Source organism: Solibacillus sp. FSL K6-1554 (assembly GCF_038005185.1).
GTDB lineage: Bacteria > Bacillota > Bacilli > Bacillales_A > Planococcaceae > Solibacillus > Solibacillus silvestris.
Genome location: NZ_JBBOSS010000001.1, coordinates 1,374,469 through 1,388,097, shown reverse-complemented (window position 1 = coordinate 1,388,097; position 13,629 = coordinate 1,374,469). Strand labels below are relative to the sequence as shown.

Annotated in this window: 16 protein-coding genes; 1 reads left to right on the top strand and 15 read right to left on the bottom strand. The window is 39.6% G+C overall.

Translation table 11 applies throughout. The features are described from left to right. Window positions 1–49: 49 nt before the first annotated feature. Both mgsA and dapB read right to left on the bottom strand, forming a co-directional pair. Entirely contained in the window at window positions 50–454 is a 405-nt protein-coding gene (gene mgsA, locus MHB58_RS06710; protein WP_014824300.1) for a methylglyoxal synthase, read from the bottom strand. A gap of 16 nt (window positions 455–470) precedes the next feature. After that, window positions 471–1,268: a 4-hydroxy-tetrahydrodipicolinate reductase gene (gene dapB / locus MHB58_RS06705; protein ID WP_014824301.1), complete on the bottom strand. Its 798-nt coding sequence runs from the start codon at window positions 1,266–1,268 to the stop codon at window positions 471–473. Window positions 1,269–1,456: 188 nt separating this feature from the next. Between dapB and MHB58_RS06700 the strand changes: the two genes are divergently transcribed. Next, window positions 1,457–2,323 (top strand): YitT family protein, encoded by an 867-nt coding sequence (locus MHB58_RS06700; protein ID WP_008404884.1) that lies wholly within the window; start codon window positions 1,457–1,459, stop codon window positions 2,321–2,323. Between the two features lie 134 nt (window positions 2,324–2,457). On the opposite strand, the gene MHB58_RS06695 is transcribed toward MHB58_RS06700, so the two are convergent. From MHB58_RS06695 to aroB, 13 genes are all read right to left on the bottom strand, one after another. Beyond that, complete coding sequence (locus MHB58_RS06695) at window positions 2,458–3,138, bottom strand: zinc metallopeptidase (RefSeq protein ID WP_008404887.1); 681 nt, start codon at window positions 3,136–3,138, stop codon at window positions 2,458–2,460. A 49-nt stretch (window positions 3,139–3,187) separates the two neighbouring features. Then, window positions 3,188–3,787: a DUF1405 domain-containing protein gene (locus tag MHB58_RS06690; RefSeq protein WP_041865769.1), complete on the bottom strand. Its 600-nt coding sequence runs from the start codon at window positions 3,785–3,787 to the stop codon at window positions 3,188–3,190. 181 nt (window positions 3,788–3,968) lie between these two features. Beyond that, window positions 3,969–4,763: a menaquinol-cytochrome c reductase cytochrome b/c subunit gene (locus MHB58_RS06685; protein WP_008404890.1), complete on the bottom strand. Its 795-nt coding sequence runs from the start codon at window positions 4,761–4,763 to the stop codon at window positions 3,969–3,971. A 39-nt stretch (window positions 4,764–4,802) separates the two neighbouring features. Then, window positions 4,803–5,477, bottom strand: a complete 675-nt coding sequence (gene qcrB, locus MHB58_RS06680; RefSeq protein ID WP_008404891.1) for a menaquinol-cytochrome c reductase cytochrome b subunit — start codon at window positions 5,475–5,477, stop codon at window positions 4,803–4,805. A gap of 22 nt (window positions 5,478–5,499) precedes the next feature. Then, window positions 5,500–6,006: a QcrA and Rieske domain-containing protein gene (locus MHB58_RS06675; protein ID WP_008404893.1), complete on the bottom strand. Its 507-nt coding sequence runs from the start codon at window positions 6,004–6,006 to the stop codon at window positions 5,500–5,502. 175 nt (window positions 6,007–6,181) lie between these two features. Then, window positions 6,182–6,625, bottom strand: a complete 444-nt coding sequence (locus MHB58_RS06670) for a YpiF family protein (RefSeq protein ID WP_008404894.1) — start codon at window positions 6,623–6,625, stop codon at window positions 6,182–6,184. Window positions 6,626–6,696: 71 nt separating this feature from the next. Beyond that, on the bottom strand, window positions 6,697–7,245 hold the full coding sequence (locus MHB58_RS06665; RefSeq protein ID WP_014824302.1) for a ReoY family proteolytic degradation factor: 549 nt from the start codon (window positions 7,243–7,245) through the stop codon (window positions 6,697–6,699). Window positions 7,246–7,260: 15 nt separating this feature from the next. After that, window positions 7,261–8,505 carry a tetratricopeptide repeat protein gene (locus MHB58_RS06660; protein WP_008404898.1) on the bottom strand — a complete coding sequence of 415 codons (1,245 nt, stop codon included), beginning with the start codon at window positions 8,503–8,505 and terminating at the stop codon, window positions 7,261–7,263. 153 nt (window positions 8,506–8,658) lie between these two features. Further along, entirely contained in the window at window positions 8,659–9,945 is a 1,287-nt protein-coding gene (gene aroA / locus MHB58_RS06655; protein WP_014824303.1) for a 3-phosphoshikimate 1-carboxyvinyltransferase, read from the bottom strand. Between the two features lie 12 nt (window positions 9,946–9,957). Beyond that, window positions 9,958–11,055 carry a prephenate dehydrogenase gene (locus MHB58_RS06650; RefSeq protein ID WP_008404902.1) on the bottom strand — a complete coding sequence of 366 codons (1,098 nt, stop codon included), beginning with the start codon at window positions 11,053–11,055 and terminating at the stop codon, window positions 9,958–9,960. Further along, entirely contained in the window at window positions 11,052–12,152 is a 1,101-nt protein-coding gene (gene hisC, locus MHB58_RS06645; protein ID WP_008404904.1) for a histidinol-phosphate transaminase, read from the bottom strand. The genes MHB58_RS06650 and hisC overlap by 4 nt, the downstream gene beginning before the upstream one ends. Before the next feature lie 25 nt (window positions 12,153–12,177). Next, complete coding sequence (gene aroH / locus MHB58_RS06640) at window positions 12,178–12,540, bottom strand: chorismate mutase (protein WP_008404905.1); 363 nt, start codon at window positions 12,538–12,540, stop codon at window positions 12,178–12,180. Between the two features lie 2 nt (window positions 12,541–12,542). Next, complete coding sequence (gene aroB, locus MHB58_RS06635) at window positions 12,543–13,628, bottom strand: 3-dehydroquinate synthase (RefSeq protein ID WP_014824304.1); 1,086 nt, start codon at window positions 13,626–13,628, stop codon at window positions 12,543–12,545. Window position 13,629 lies beyond the last annotated feature (1 nt).

Genomic DNA, 13,629 nt, shown 5'->3' with positions numbered 1-13,629 from the left:
TTTCTTCAAAATGATTTAACACATTTATAAAGTAAAATTGACTGGCTCTTTATTTTCTGCGCTCTTCTAAAATACGCCAGTCAACAAAACCTTCCTGAAGCCCTTTTAATAAAATTTCCGCTGTCCCCATATTTGTCGCAAGCGGTATATGATACAAGTCGCATAACCGCACTAACGCCATAACATCCGGTTCATGCGGCTGCGCTGTCAATGGATCTCGGAAGAAAAATACCATATCCATATCATTATTGGCGATCATCGCACCAATTTGCTGATCTCCCCCAAGTGGACCTGAGCGAAACTTCGTAATCGGAAGTGCTGTTTCGGCTTCAATCATTGTACCCGTAGTGCCGGTCGCATATAGATCATGCTCTTTCAAAATACCGCGATAAGCAATCGCAAACTGAATTAAATTATCCTTTTTCCGATCATGTGCTATTAATGCAATTTTCATTATTATCAACTCATTTCTAAATGATGTTCTCTAATCCATAGATTAATGTATTGGTTTTCATTACCTCTTCAATACTAAATGTAACACCGCTCATAAAGCTTCCGCGATTTAAAGAATCATGACGAATCGTTAATAATTCACCTGTGCTGCCAAACAGTACTTGCTGGTGCGCTACTAAACCTGGAAGTCTTACTGAATGGATGTGCATTCCGTCATAGTTTGCGCCTCTTGCACCAGTATGTGTTTCTTTTTCATCCGGATGCCCTTGCTTTTTCGCCTTTCGTACTTCACTGATCATTTGCGCTGTTTTAATGCCGGTACCAGATGGCGCATCAAGCTTTTGATCATGATGCATTTCGATAATTTCCACATCCGGGAAATATTTTGCGGCATCTTTGGCAAATTTCATCATTAATATTGCACCAATCGCGAAGTTTGGCGCAATAATACAGCCTAATTGTCTTTCGGTTGCCATTTGCTGCAGTTCTTCAAGTTGTTCTTCGGTAAAACCTGTCGTCCCTACAACTGGACGTATATTATGTAGTAGTGCCTGTTTTGTTCGTTCATAAACACAAAGCGGATTTGTTAAATCCAAAAGCACATCCGGCTTTGTCTCACGCACAAGCTCAACAAAATTTGTATAAATCGGAACTTCATAATGATTCGGAAACTCTTCAAGTAGGCCCAGCGATGTACCGACCTCTTTATAGTCGAGTGCTGACACAAGTTCCATCCCGTCATTATTCATGATTGTATGTACTGCTTCTGTACCCATTTTGCCTCGTGCACCGGCAATTGCTACTCTAATTGTCATACTAAAATAACTCCTTTTTACTTTTAGTTGCTTTATCCTTGTTTATTTATTTTGAGTAATATGTTGCGTCATTCAACCGTTTATCCATATTGTTGTCAAATGCGACAAAATCAAACATAATAAACAATGTAACCTTTTTTCTGCTCCAACACATATATTCTTACTCAACCGATTTTAGGAGGTTTACTATGCAAGGAATAAAAATACAGAATATCATCGGAATTCTGATAGGATCCGCAATATTCAGTTTCGGTTTTGTCCACTTTAATATGCAAAACCAACTGGGTGAAGGTGGATTTAGTGGTATTACACTTATTTTATATTTTACACTAAATTGGGACCCAGCATTAATGAATTTACTATTAAATATTCCAATGTTTATTCTAGGCTGGCGTTTACTAGGGAAAAAATCATTTATCTATACGATCATCGGTACACTTAGCGTATCAGTATTCTTAAAAATCTTTCAAATTTACGAAGTCGATATGAACTTGCAGGATGATTTATTCCTTGTATCGTTGTTTGCAGGGGTATTTGTCGGAATCGGTTTAGGGATTGTGTTCCGATTCGGAGGGACAACTGGCGGGGTCGATATTTTAGCCCGTTTGGCAAATAAATATCTTGGTTGGAGTATGGGTAAAACGATGTTCGGCTTTGATTTCTTTGTCATAATCCTTTCCTGGATGACGTTTTTGGATGCCCGCTCGATGATGTATACATTAGTAGCTGTTTATGTAGGCGGTCGTGTCATCGATTTAGTGCAGGAAGGTGCCTATTCAGCAAAAGGCGCGTTTATTATTTCTGTTAAGTCTGATGAAATCGCAAACTTAATTACAAATAACATGGACCGCGGCGTAACTGTTTTTGACGGACATGGGCATTTTACAAAAGAGCATCGCGATGTTCTGTACTGTGTCATCGGCCGAAACGAACTCGTCCGGTTAAAAAACATCGTCCACGGCGTTGATCCACATGCATTTGTTTCCGTCATGGATGTTCGCGATGTAACAGGAGAAGGCTTCACACTGGATGATAAAAAGCAGCCTATCCATTAGGCCTTTCTTATAAAGTCCATTGATTTAAGTGGACATACTTAGGTTAATGTTTAAATAATTATCAAAAGAAAAAGTCATTTTCCCTAATGAGAAAATGACTTTTTTCTTTTTTTCCAACTTTTTTACGTTAATGATTAATCTTCCGAAGTCATACCAGTGTAAATCAGGATTAAACGTAATAGCTCCATTACTGCTACAGCTGCTGCTGCAACGTATGTCATTGCCGCTGCATTTAAAACTTTGCGTGCTGAGCGTTCTTCAGTATTGTTAATAATACCTAAAGAAACAACTTCATTCATCGCACGTTTTGATGCATCGAACTCAACCGGTAATGTTACAACTTGGAATACAACACCTGCTAATAATAAAGCAATACCCAGTAACAGGAAACCTGAAGATGAAGCAAAAATACCGATCATTACAAAAATCCAAGACATATTCGATGAAATATTAGCTACTGGCACTAATTTCGAACGTAATGTTAAAAACGAATAAGCCTCCGCATGTTGCATTGCATGACCGACTTCGTGCGCCGCTACAGCTGTACCGGCGATTGAAGAATTATAGTAGTTGTCTTCAGACAAGGCAACCGTTTTAGTTGCAGGATTATAGTGGTCAGCTAAATAGCCTTGAGTCGGAACTACACGAACATCTGTTAAACCATGTTGATCTAAAATATAACGTGCTACTTGAGCACCTGTCATCCCTTTTTCAGCTGAAACTTGAGCAAATTTTTTGTACGTACTCTTTACCTTCATTTGCGCATACAACGGTAACAGCAAAATGATGATAAAATAAATGATATACAATCCCATTATCGAACTCCCTTTCTATCTCTTTCTATTGTTTAATTTTAAAGGCTTTCTAGTCTTGTTGCAAATATTCACGCTTACGACTTTCGAGAAAAGCAAAGATTATGCAGGCCACAGAAAGCCAAAAAGTGAAGTACCCAATCTCGCTCGGATACTGATAAATGACTCGGTAAAATGGCATTTGCCCAAATAAATAATCGATTATATCGTTATGCAATGTCCAAATGGCCGCAACCATCACGTGCCACATTTTAAATCGATAATTCGGTAAATAAAGAACAGCCTGTACAGCCATCAAAAAATGTGAGGCCACGAGCATCCAACCATCCATTCCCAACTGTCCATTCTCCGCAAATGTTAGAAGATTCATCGCAACTGCCCATAATCCATATTTAATTAACGTGATAAAGGCAAGAACTTCGATTAATTTAAAATTTCTGCCGATCAGCCAACCAATAATGGCAAAACAGAAAAATAAGCTTGCGGTGGGCGAATCCGGTACGAATATATAGTAAATCGGTTCTGTTACTGCCAACTGCCCTCGGTACCAGTAATAGCCGTAAATCGTACCAAGCAAGTTAATAATAAGCAGTAAGGTTAAAAAGGCACGATGGTTTAACACGTACCATAATTGCATCATATATGCTTTCATTTGTTCACCTTTTTCTCCTTCATTCTTTATCATTCCGTATTATGTATTCTGTGCAACTAAACTAAATATTGTACGTCTTTAATTATATATGTTCTCAATTGATACGCAAGCGCTCACTATAACATTGCAACTAAATGAAAATTAAAAAGAGAGTCAATATTCTGACTCTCCAGTGTAAAAATTATTCAGCTTCTTTTAATCCTGCGATAAATTCAGCTAAAACTTGAAGTTCTTCGTCTGTACCTGTAAATGCTCCGGCAGGCATACCGCCACGTCCGTTCACAATTACTTCTTGAACTTCTTCAGCTGTTAACTCATTGCCGAGAAGCATTGGGCCGGATACTCCTGCCAGGTCTCCACCATGACACCCAATACATGAAGCTTGGGCCTGATAGATTTCATAACCTTCGGACGTTTCATCTACTTCAACATCCGGAAGCAAGCCTAAATGTTTATCCGTAATTTCACCTTGAGCATGAACTGCTTCCCAGTTAGTAGCCTGAACAGATTCCCATGTTGTATAAATAAGTGCTGCTATTGCCAACAACATAAATGCTGTCGGTAATGGTCGTTTAAATGGTCGACGTTCAGGTGTTCTATCTAAAAATGGTATCAATGCTAATGAACCAAATGCAATACCTGGAATGACCATCGCGCCAATTACGTTATATGGACCAGATGCATAAGAGTATTTTAATAGTTGGTACATTGATAGGAAGTACCAGTCTGGTAACGGTATATACGATGCATTTGTTGGATCTGCCGGACCTTCAAGTGGTGAAGGATGTGCGACAGTTAATAATAAATAACCGATTAAGAAAACTGCACCAACCATCCATTCTTTTAATAAGAAGTCAGGCCAGAAAGCTTCTGTTTTCCCCGGATACTCGGAATAATCTTTTGGCACGTTCGGCATACGGTTATTCGCTTTTACACGTGAATCACCTACGAACTTCATACCTTTTCCGCGTTGCATAGTGTCCCCTCCTTAAAAAATAGTACAATTAGTTTCGGATCATAGAGGTCCTGAAATACCTTGGCGGCGGATCATAATAAAGTGAACTGCCAATAAAGCAAATAACGCTGCTGGTAAGAAGAATACATGAATTGCAAAGAAACGAGTTAATGTTTGCGCCCCGATAATCGTGGAATCCCCAGCTAATAATATTTTTATCGTTTCACCTAAAAACGGAACAGATGCAGCAATTTCGATACCTACTTTAGTTGCGAATAATGCTTTCATATCCCATGGTAATAAATAACCTGTGAAACCTAAACCTAACATAATGGCAAAGATACCTACACCAACTAACCAGTTTAATTCACGCGGTTTTTTATATGAACCTGTGAAAAATACACGAAGTGTATGTAAGAACATCATGACAATTACTAAAGATGCCCCCCAATGGTGCATACCACGAACGATTTCACCGAATGCTACTTCGTTTTGTAAATAGTAAACTGATTTCCAAGCATTCTCTACATCTGGTACATAATACATCGTTAAGAACATACCTGATAGAATTTGAATTACTGTAATAAAGAATGTTAATCCCCCGAAACAGTAAACGAATGCTGAAAAGTGATGGGCAGGGTTAACGTGCTCTGGCACTTCATGGTCGGCAATATCACGCCAAATAGGAGTAATATCTAAACGTTCATCGACCCAATCATAAATTTTATTTAGCACTGTGTCGTACCCCCTAACTTATTTATTTACTGTGTGTGTTAGCGATTTTTTTCCCAAGCATTAAGAAACCATCATTTTCTGACACTTCATACATATCCAGTGGTCCAAGAGGTGGTGTACCTTTGACGTTTACACCTGTTTTTTCATAACGTCCCGCATGACATGCACAGAAGAACTGATTTGCGTGTTCTGGATTACCTTCCCAGTTTACAGTACACCCTAAATGCTTACATACAGGTGAGATTGCGATGATTTCGTCACCTTCTTTGTAAACCCAAGCAGCATCTGCTACTTCTGATTTGTACCAACCATCCGTCTGTTCATACGAGAAGTCCACTTTAACTGGAACTTCTGTAATTTCGGCAATTTTTTTGCTTGTTTGTACAAAATCTCCATCTTCTTTTGACTGAAGAATTGGGTCAATAGCAAAACGTACCATTGGCATTAACATTCCTGCCGCCATAAATCCACCTACACCAGTAATTGTATAAGTTAAAAATTGACGTCTTGTAACTCGATTCCTACTCATCCTTTTCCCCCCTCTTACTAAAAGGTCAGTCCAACGGACATATACTTTTTAAAATAGTAAATAACTAGGACATATCTATGATATATCAACTGAATAAGTTGGTCAATATAGCATTCATTTCCAAAAGTGTAGTTTGTGAACATTTAATGAAACAAATGTTGCAGATAATTGCTCGTTAAATCCATATTTTCGTAAAAGTTGGGATGACTTGTTTTAACTGATCTTCCAAAATTCGCTGCTTAACGGCTTGATCCATGGACTCAAGCGGGATAGCGGGAAGCCAAATAATATTTAAATATTCTTTATATTCAGTCCATGAATGGTCACAGGTAATAAAGACCACTGCTTTAAAACCTGCTTCCTTCAGTTCTTTTTCCAATGTAGCTGGCATTGTATCTGACTTAGATCCCATCGTATATGAAAAGGGGGGGAATAATAAAAGACGACCTTTAAACTGCTGTTCTATGAAATTCGTCAACGTCATTAAATATTCTGAAGCAGAACTGCTCTGCTTCATTCCTTGATCCGAAAAATCCAAATGTACGAGCGGGACAATCGCCGTATCTATAAACTGCTTTTGTGCCTGAAATTGCTCTACATCTTTTACAATAAAGTTCATATTCTTTCCTCCTAGTACATATAAAACTTCTGAAAATAGGAAAGAAGTAATTTTTTTTATAAAGTTCAAAATTACTTCGTATGCTTTAATGCCTGCAATAAATTAGATAACTCGAAAAAACGCTCTTTATTTCCCGAATCCAGCGCTTCATCAATTTCTTTCAATAATTGCTGTTCCTGGAACTCTAGAACACTATTTTCCAGCAAACGCTCTGCTGCTAGACGGTCTTTTTCACTGATAAAGATATCAGCAGGTACATAAGGATTCTCCTCCAGTACCGCCAAATACAGAGGATCAGGCGGTACACTAGGAAAATTCAACTGAAAATAAATTGCTTCATGAGCATTAATACGTAAATCATGGAATGCTTTTTCAGCATCGGATGTCATAATATTTTCTTTATAAAATCGGAATGGGATGCTCGTCGTCTCAATTGTCGACATAACAATGGAACGCGGGCAATAATGTGCTTCATCAACAAAGTGAACGTTTTTCAACAAGTCATCATTACTTAGTAAGTAATTTAAAATCCATACACCTTCACGTCTTTTTAACTGGAAATTTTTCAAAAACCACCTGATAAACAACTTTTTGTCATTCAGTGGTACGGAATATGTCAACATGCAATCCTCCCTTTACTCAAAGCGTTCTAATAAATCAGTCCATTGCTGTTCAGAAGGCTGTAATTGGACAAGTCGCTCTGCAATTTGTTTTGCTTCATCACGCTTGCCGTCCTCAACTAAAAACAGGAAGTACTTCTCTAAAAATTCAACATCATCGTTAAATTCATTATATGCCTCTTTATAAATTTCGTATGCTTTTTCGAACAGTTCTTCTTCATTATAAGCATTGGCCACAAATGGATATAAAGCGACCCATTCGAACTCATTTTGATGCAACTGTTCATATAGTGAAATAATTTCTTCATAACGTTGTTCCGTATTGTAAACAGACATTAATACTAAAATTGCTTCCATATATTCTGGATCCAAGGCAATAGCCTCACTTAAAAACTCTACCGCTTCTTGTTGTTTGCCATTTTTTATCGCCATTTTCCCCGCAAATAAATAGAGGGATTTATCGTATTCATCTCGTTTAAGACCTTCTTTAATCACTTTTAAAGCACGCTCATTATCCTCGAGCATTGCATAACTTTCCGCCAGCAGTAAATAAGCAGCGAAATAGTCAGGGTCCAACTCTTTTAAATCTTCCAATTGTTTTATAGCAAGCTCATATTTTTCCGTCTGGAAGGCTGCATAGGCCGAGCCAAACAGTAAATCTGCTGTAACTTCTTCTTCAAGTGCTTCCATATAATAATCGAGGGCCGTTTCATAACCTGCACCTGCACGGTAAACTTCCGCAAGACGTTGGGCTAAAATTATACCGGCAAACTTTTTATCGATTGCATAAAGCTCCTCATAAATTCGAACAGCCTCAGTAAAACGTCCTGTTTCAAATAATAATTCCGCTTTGGCAAATTGCAGTAAAGGTTCATGGGGTAAAATCTGCAGCGCATCATTAATTCGTTGTTCCGCCACTTCAAATAATCCCTGCATCTGATAATAGTCCGCCAATACTAACAATGCTTGAGGATATTCTGGTGCATCATCGGCAATTCCCATTAATAAATCAAGGGCATTATCCTCTTCACCTAGCTCAATTAGCACACTTGCTCGGTCGATTGAAATTTGCGCTTCCTCAGGAAATAAAAATTGCAAATGCTCAAATACGCGGTCTGCTTCATTTAAAAATCCGTAATGCATAAGTGCTTCAGCTACTTCATATTGTGCTGCGGGTTCAGCATCCATTAAAAAAGATTCAAGAAGTCGGTTAATCTCCTCTAAATTTCCTTCTTGAATCGCTTGTAGTAATAGTTCCATGTGTAGTTCACCTTTTTCTTTTGTTCTCAATATTATGCTACATGACGAAGCAATGCATCACAAGAAAAAGAATCTGGTTGTTTTATAAAATTCATCTTGGCAAAGTGAAAAGGAGATGTAAAAAGTGAGTTCTTTTTACATCTCCGCAAATCATTATTTTAAAATATTATTGATATGATCAAAAAAAGTTGGGTAGGACACAGCGATACAGTCCGCATCATCCAATTCCACTTCTCCGTCCGCAATAAGGGCAGCGATTGCACCCATCATGCCAATTCGATGATCACCATATGTTCTTAAACTTCCGCCATGTAAAGGTGTTGGGCCTTCGATTACCATACCGTCATCTGTTGCTTCAATATTTGCTCCCAGCTTCTTTAACTCATTGACAACGGCATCAATACGGTTTGTTTCTTTCACTTTAAGTTCTTCCGCGTCTTTAATAATCGTTTTACCGGCTGCTTGTGTGGCAAGCAGCGCAATAATTGGAATTTCATCGATTAAGCGTGGAATAATAGCCCCTTCCACTGTCGTTCCTTTTAGATCGGAAGTTTCTATCGTGATTGTAGCAGTTGGTTCTGCCGCATTCTCATCATCGATAGCAACCGTCATTTTCGCACCCATCTTTTGAAGCACTTCCAAAATGCCGTCACGCGTCTCATTGACACCCACGTTTTTCAGAACAATTTTGCTGTTTTTCGCAATGGCACCAGCAACAAGGAAAAATGCTGCCGAGGAAATATCGCCAGGCACATTTACATGTGTCCCCGTCAGTGTTTGGCCGCCCTGCAGTGATACGACACCATCTTCAACTGTTACTGTTGCACCGAATTGTCGCAGCATACGTTCTGTATGGTCACGTGAAGTCTCTTCCTCACGGACAACCGTTGTACCTTCTGCACGGATACCGGCAAGTAAAATAGCTGATTTCACTTGGGCACTTGCAACAGGCATTTTGTAGTCAATTGCTTTTAACGGTCCACCCTGAATGGCAAGTGGCGTATACTGACCATTGTCGCGTCCGGCTATTTGCGCACCCATTAAGCGCAATGGATCTGCAACACGGCGCATTGGGCGCTTACCAATCGATGCGTCACCTGTCATGATCGTATGTAATTTCGTGCCGGATAACAGGCCTAACATTAAACGCGTTGTCGTACCGGAATTTCCTGTGTAAAGCACTTCTTTCGGTTCTGTCCAACCGTCGATTCCTGGACTGTTTATCGTTACATCTGTCCCGTTCACTTCAATGTCTACCCCAAGCTTTTGGAAGCAGTCAATTGTACGCAGACAATCTTCTCCTAATAAGAAGCCGCTGACAGTCGTTTTTCCTTCTGCAATGGAGCCGAACATAACCGACCGATGCGAGACAGATTTATCACCTGGTACTGTAATATCTCCCCGTAATGACGGTTGACTGTATTGTAATGTTGTACTCATATGAACCCCCCTTTAAGAAATATAAGTATCGAACTTCGCCTTGTGCTCAATGCATTGTGCAGCACGTTCCCGATCTTCGTTTGTCTGGAAACTAATGACTAAAATACCGAAAACATCGACACGTGTTTCAACGATACGAATATTTGTAATACTAATATTATTTTCTGCCAATAAGCCTGTCACTTCTGAAATGACCCCTGGATAATCCGGGATATCGACATATAAATCATACGGCATATATAAGGCACCGTTTGCAACCGGCAAGCTGTCCCGGACATCACGCGCTTCACTGAAGTAATTTTCGATTGCTTTCGCATCACCTTCAGCTAATAAATTGCGTACCCGCTGCATTTCTGTAAGCCAATTATCAAGCTGATCGACTAGTTCCTGCTTGTTTTGCATTGTAATGTCACGCCATAAAGCAGGGTTCGAGGAAGCAATACGTGTAATATCACGGAAACCCCCGGCAGCTAACGAAGAGGTCATCGGATACGTCTTTTTTTCACTATTTAGCTGATGTACTAAAGATGCTGCGATAATATGAGGGAAATGGCTGACAACAGCCGTCATATGATCATGTACCTTTGCATCGACAACGACCATTTTACCGAGCGTAAATTTTAGCAGGTCGTCCAGTGCCGCAAGCTTTTCAAGTTCTTCTCCTTCATGAGGAGTCAGCATATAGTAGGCATTTTCCAGTAAATACGGCTTCGCTGCTGTAATACCGCTTTTATGGGAACCTGCCATTGGGTGCCCCCCGATAAATGTAATGCCCATTTGTCTCAGCTCTAATGCTTTTTCCATTATTTTTGCTTTCGTACTGCCTGTATCTGTAATAATAACATTGCGTTTTAATTCCCATGACTTTAACTGGTCCATAAAATCGAGTGTGATATTTACCGGTGTACCGAATATAATTACGTCTGCTTCTTTTGCAAACTCTGCAGGATTTTTAACTACTTCATGAACGACCTGTAATGTGTCTGCTAATTGTCGCGTTTGTTCATGAGCATCATAGCCGAACACTTTTGTATGTGGTGCCTTCTGCAGAGCCATCGCTACAGATCCACCAATTAACCCTAGTCCGATTACGAAGACATTTCGTGTCATGCAAGTACTCCTTGCTCATTTAAGACTTCTCCAAGCAATTGTAAAAATCTCGCATTTTGAGCTTCCGTACCGATTGTCACCCGAATATACCCTTCCAATCCTAGTGCCGCACCGCTTCGGATAATAAATCCGCGCTTCATCATTTCTTCAAAAACTACATTACTTGGAGCCTTCACTTCAAACATCACAAAGTTTGTTTGAGAAGGGAAATAATTTAATCCGTGCTGCTTGCAGAACTCTACAAACTGCTTTTTGCCGATTTCATTTGCTTCACGGCAGCTGGCAATGTATTCCTGGTCCTGAAGAGCGATTTGCGCAACTTGCTGACTTAGGATCGTATTGTTGAACGGCGCACGCACAGGATCAAGCTTCGCAATAATATCAGCCTGCGCAATCCCGTAACCGACACGGAAAGATGCCAATCCATACGCTTTTGAGAATGTGCGCAGTAAAATTAAGTTCGGGTAGTCACGGAAATAATGCAATGTATCTTTATAAGAGGCATCGTTAATGTATTCCACATATGCTTCATCCAATACTACAAAAACATCCTTAGGCACTTTTGCCAAGAAGGCACTTAATGTGTCATCCGATACGATTGTACCTGTCGGATTGTTCGGATTACATACCCAAACAACTGAAGTTTTCTCATCAATTGCTTCTAGCATTGCTTCTAAATCATGGACACCGTTTTTCAATGGTACTTTACGCACTTCTGCTCCTTCAATCTCAGCATTATGCCAGTATTGAGAAAATGACAGGTCTGCCATGACTGTATTCACACCCGGATAAAGTAATGCCCGGGTAATGATTGCGATTAAGTCATCTGATCCATTCCCTAAAATAAGTTCATTTTCTGCAACACCATAAAAATTCGCCAACGATGTACGTAAGCTTTGTGCATAGCCATCTGGATAAATTGCATGATTGGATTCATCTTTTTGTAAAAATTGTTTTACTTTTGGTGAGCTGCCAAAGGGATTTTCATTTGAAGCAAGCTTCACGACTTCATCTAAACCGAAAAGCTTCTTTACTTCCTCGATTGGTTTACCCGGTTGGTAAGCTTTCATTCCAAATAACTGTTGTTTCCACTTCATCTTCAACGTCTCCTCTAACTTGCAATTATTTCACTAAATCTGGTCTTAACTTTACCGCATCTTCTAAATATACATGATGGATTTCTTTTTGCGGCGTATCCGTATTTACATGTAGTAATACTCGAATACATAATGGCAATGCACCCGGCACATCCATTTCATGCATACACATTATCGGCACATACTGCCATCCTGGCATCGTCCGTACCGATTTGGCAGGAAAGGCAGAATGAATATCCGGTGTTGTAGAAATTGTCACAGAGGCAATATCTTCCGGTTCAATCTTATTTTGTTTAGCAACTTCTTTCACAAGTCTTGCCGTTTCTCCCCATACATACTCAGCTTTATCTTCCACAATCGTAATTGCGCCGCGAATTCCACGAATCATTGCTACACCTCCGCTAATAATGCTCTTAGTTGACGATCAATTTCTCTGCATTGTTCAAGTTCAACTTTTTGGACAAATGGCTGTCCGATCGTTTCAAGCAGTACGAACTGCAATTGACCGTAGTCTGCTTTTTTATCTTTCAGTAAATATTCAGTCAGTTGTTCAAAAGTAAATTCCCGAACAGCTTCAAACGGATAGCCATTTTCCATAGCAAAATGTAAAAAGCGCTTTGTAAATTGATGATTTACTTTTCCGAATTTCTCACTTAATAAAAGTGAAAAAATAAGGCCGATCATGACAGCTTCTCCATGGGCGACACGTCCATAGCCTGCAGCTGCTTCAATTGCATGTCCGTATGTATGGCCTAAGTTAAGATACTTTCTGACAGACTGTTCTGTTTCATCCTGCTCAACAATAGTCGCTTTCACTTGAATGCCATGCGCCAAATAATTCGCCAATAGATTTTCCGGAAGTTCCGTAACATGATCACCTTCCAGCAGCTCTTCTACCCATTGTGCATCGGAAATCAGAGCATGCTTAATTACTTCTGCCATCCCTGAGCGCACTTCTTTTTCGGATAGGCTATGTAAGAATGTTATATCGAAAATTACGGCTTCCGGCTGGTAAAATGCACCGATCATATTTTTCCCTAATTCATGATTGATGGCTGTCTTTCCGCCAACAGCTGAATCATGCGCCAAAATTGTTGTCGGCACTTGGATAAACGGAATACCCCGCATATAAGTGGCTGCAACAAAACCGGCCAAATCACCGACTGCACCACCGCCGAACGCAATAATGAGTGATTTTCTAGTACACTTTTGCTTAAGTAAATATGTTTGGACCTCATTGTAGTTTTCAAAGCTTTTACACTTTTCCCCTGCAGGCATGACATGTACTTCGAATATATAAGGGAAATTCGCTTCAAAATAGCTTTGCTGTGCTGTCCAAACATTTTCGTCTGTCAATACGATGATTTTATCGGCTTTAGTAAACAAGTCATGTTGTGCTGTTAAAGCTTCACGTAATATCCCTTTCCCAATCGTTACAGCATATGAGTGTGAAGGAGTTTTTACCGGAATCTCCATA

What these genes read in the sequence shown, in the direction of transcription:
- MHB58_RS06690 (WP_041865769.1), bottom strand. Translation starts at nt 3,787, where the DNA reads ATGAAAGCATATATGATGCAATTATGGTACGTGTTAAACCATCGTGCC.
- aroA (WP_014824303.1), bottom strand. Translation starts at nt 9,945, where the DNA reads ATGAGTACAACATTACAATACAGTCAACCGTCATTACGGGGAGATATT.
- MHB58_RS06695 (WP_008404887.1), bottom strand. Translation starts at nt 3,138, where the DNA reads ATGGGATTGTATATCATTTATTTTATCATCATTTTGCTGTTACCGTTG.
- MHB58_RS06650 (WP_008404902.1), bottom strand. Translation starts at nt 11,055, where the DNA reads ATGACACGAAATGTCTTCGTAATCGGACTAGGGTTAATTGGTGGATCT.
- MHB58_RS06670 (WP_008404894.1), bottom strand. Translation starts at nt 6,625, where the DNA reads ATGAACTTTATTGTAAAAGATGTAGAGCAATTTCAGGCACAAAAGCAG.
- MHB58_RS06660 (WP_008404898.1), bottom strand. Translation starts at nt 8,505, where the DNA reads ATGGAACTATTACTACAAGCGATTCAAGAAGGAAATTTAGAGGAGATT.
- aroB (WP_014824304.1), bottom strand. Translation starts at nt 13,628, where the DNA reads ATGGAGATTCCGGTAAAAACTCCTTCACACTCATATGCTGTAACGATT.
- hisC (WP_008404904.1), bottom strand. Translation starts at nt 12,152, where the DNA reads ATGAAGTGGAAACAACAGTTATTTGGAATGAAAGCTTACCAACCGGGT.
- MHB58_RS06675 (WP_008404893.1), bottom strand. Translation starts at nt 6,006, where the DNA reads ATGAGTAGGAATCGAGTTACAAGACGTCAATTTTTAACTTATACAATT.
- MHB58_RS06685 (WP_008404890.1), bottom strand. Translation starts at nt 4,763, where the DNA reads ATGCAACGCGGAAAAGGTATGAAGTTCGTAGGTGATTCACGTGTAAAA.
- aroH (WP_008404905.1), bottom strand. Translation starts at nt 12,540, where the DNA reads ATGATTCGTGGAATTCGCGGCGCAATTACGATTGTGGAAGATAAAGCT.
- mgsA (WP_014824300.1), bottom strand. Translation starts at nt 454, where the DNA reads ATGAAAATTGCATTAATAGCACATGATCGGAAAAAGGATAATTTAATT.
- MHB58_RS06700 (WP_008404884.1), top strand. Translation starts at nt 1,457, where the DNA reads ATGCAAGGAATAAAAATACAGAATATCATCGGAATTCTGATAGGATCC.
- dapB (WP_014824301.1), bottom strand. Translation starts at nt 1,268, where the DNA reads ATGACAATTAGAGTAGCAATTGCCGGTGCACGAGGCAAAATGGGTACA.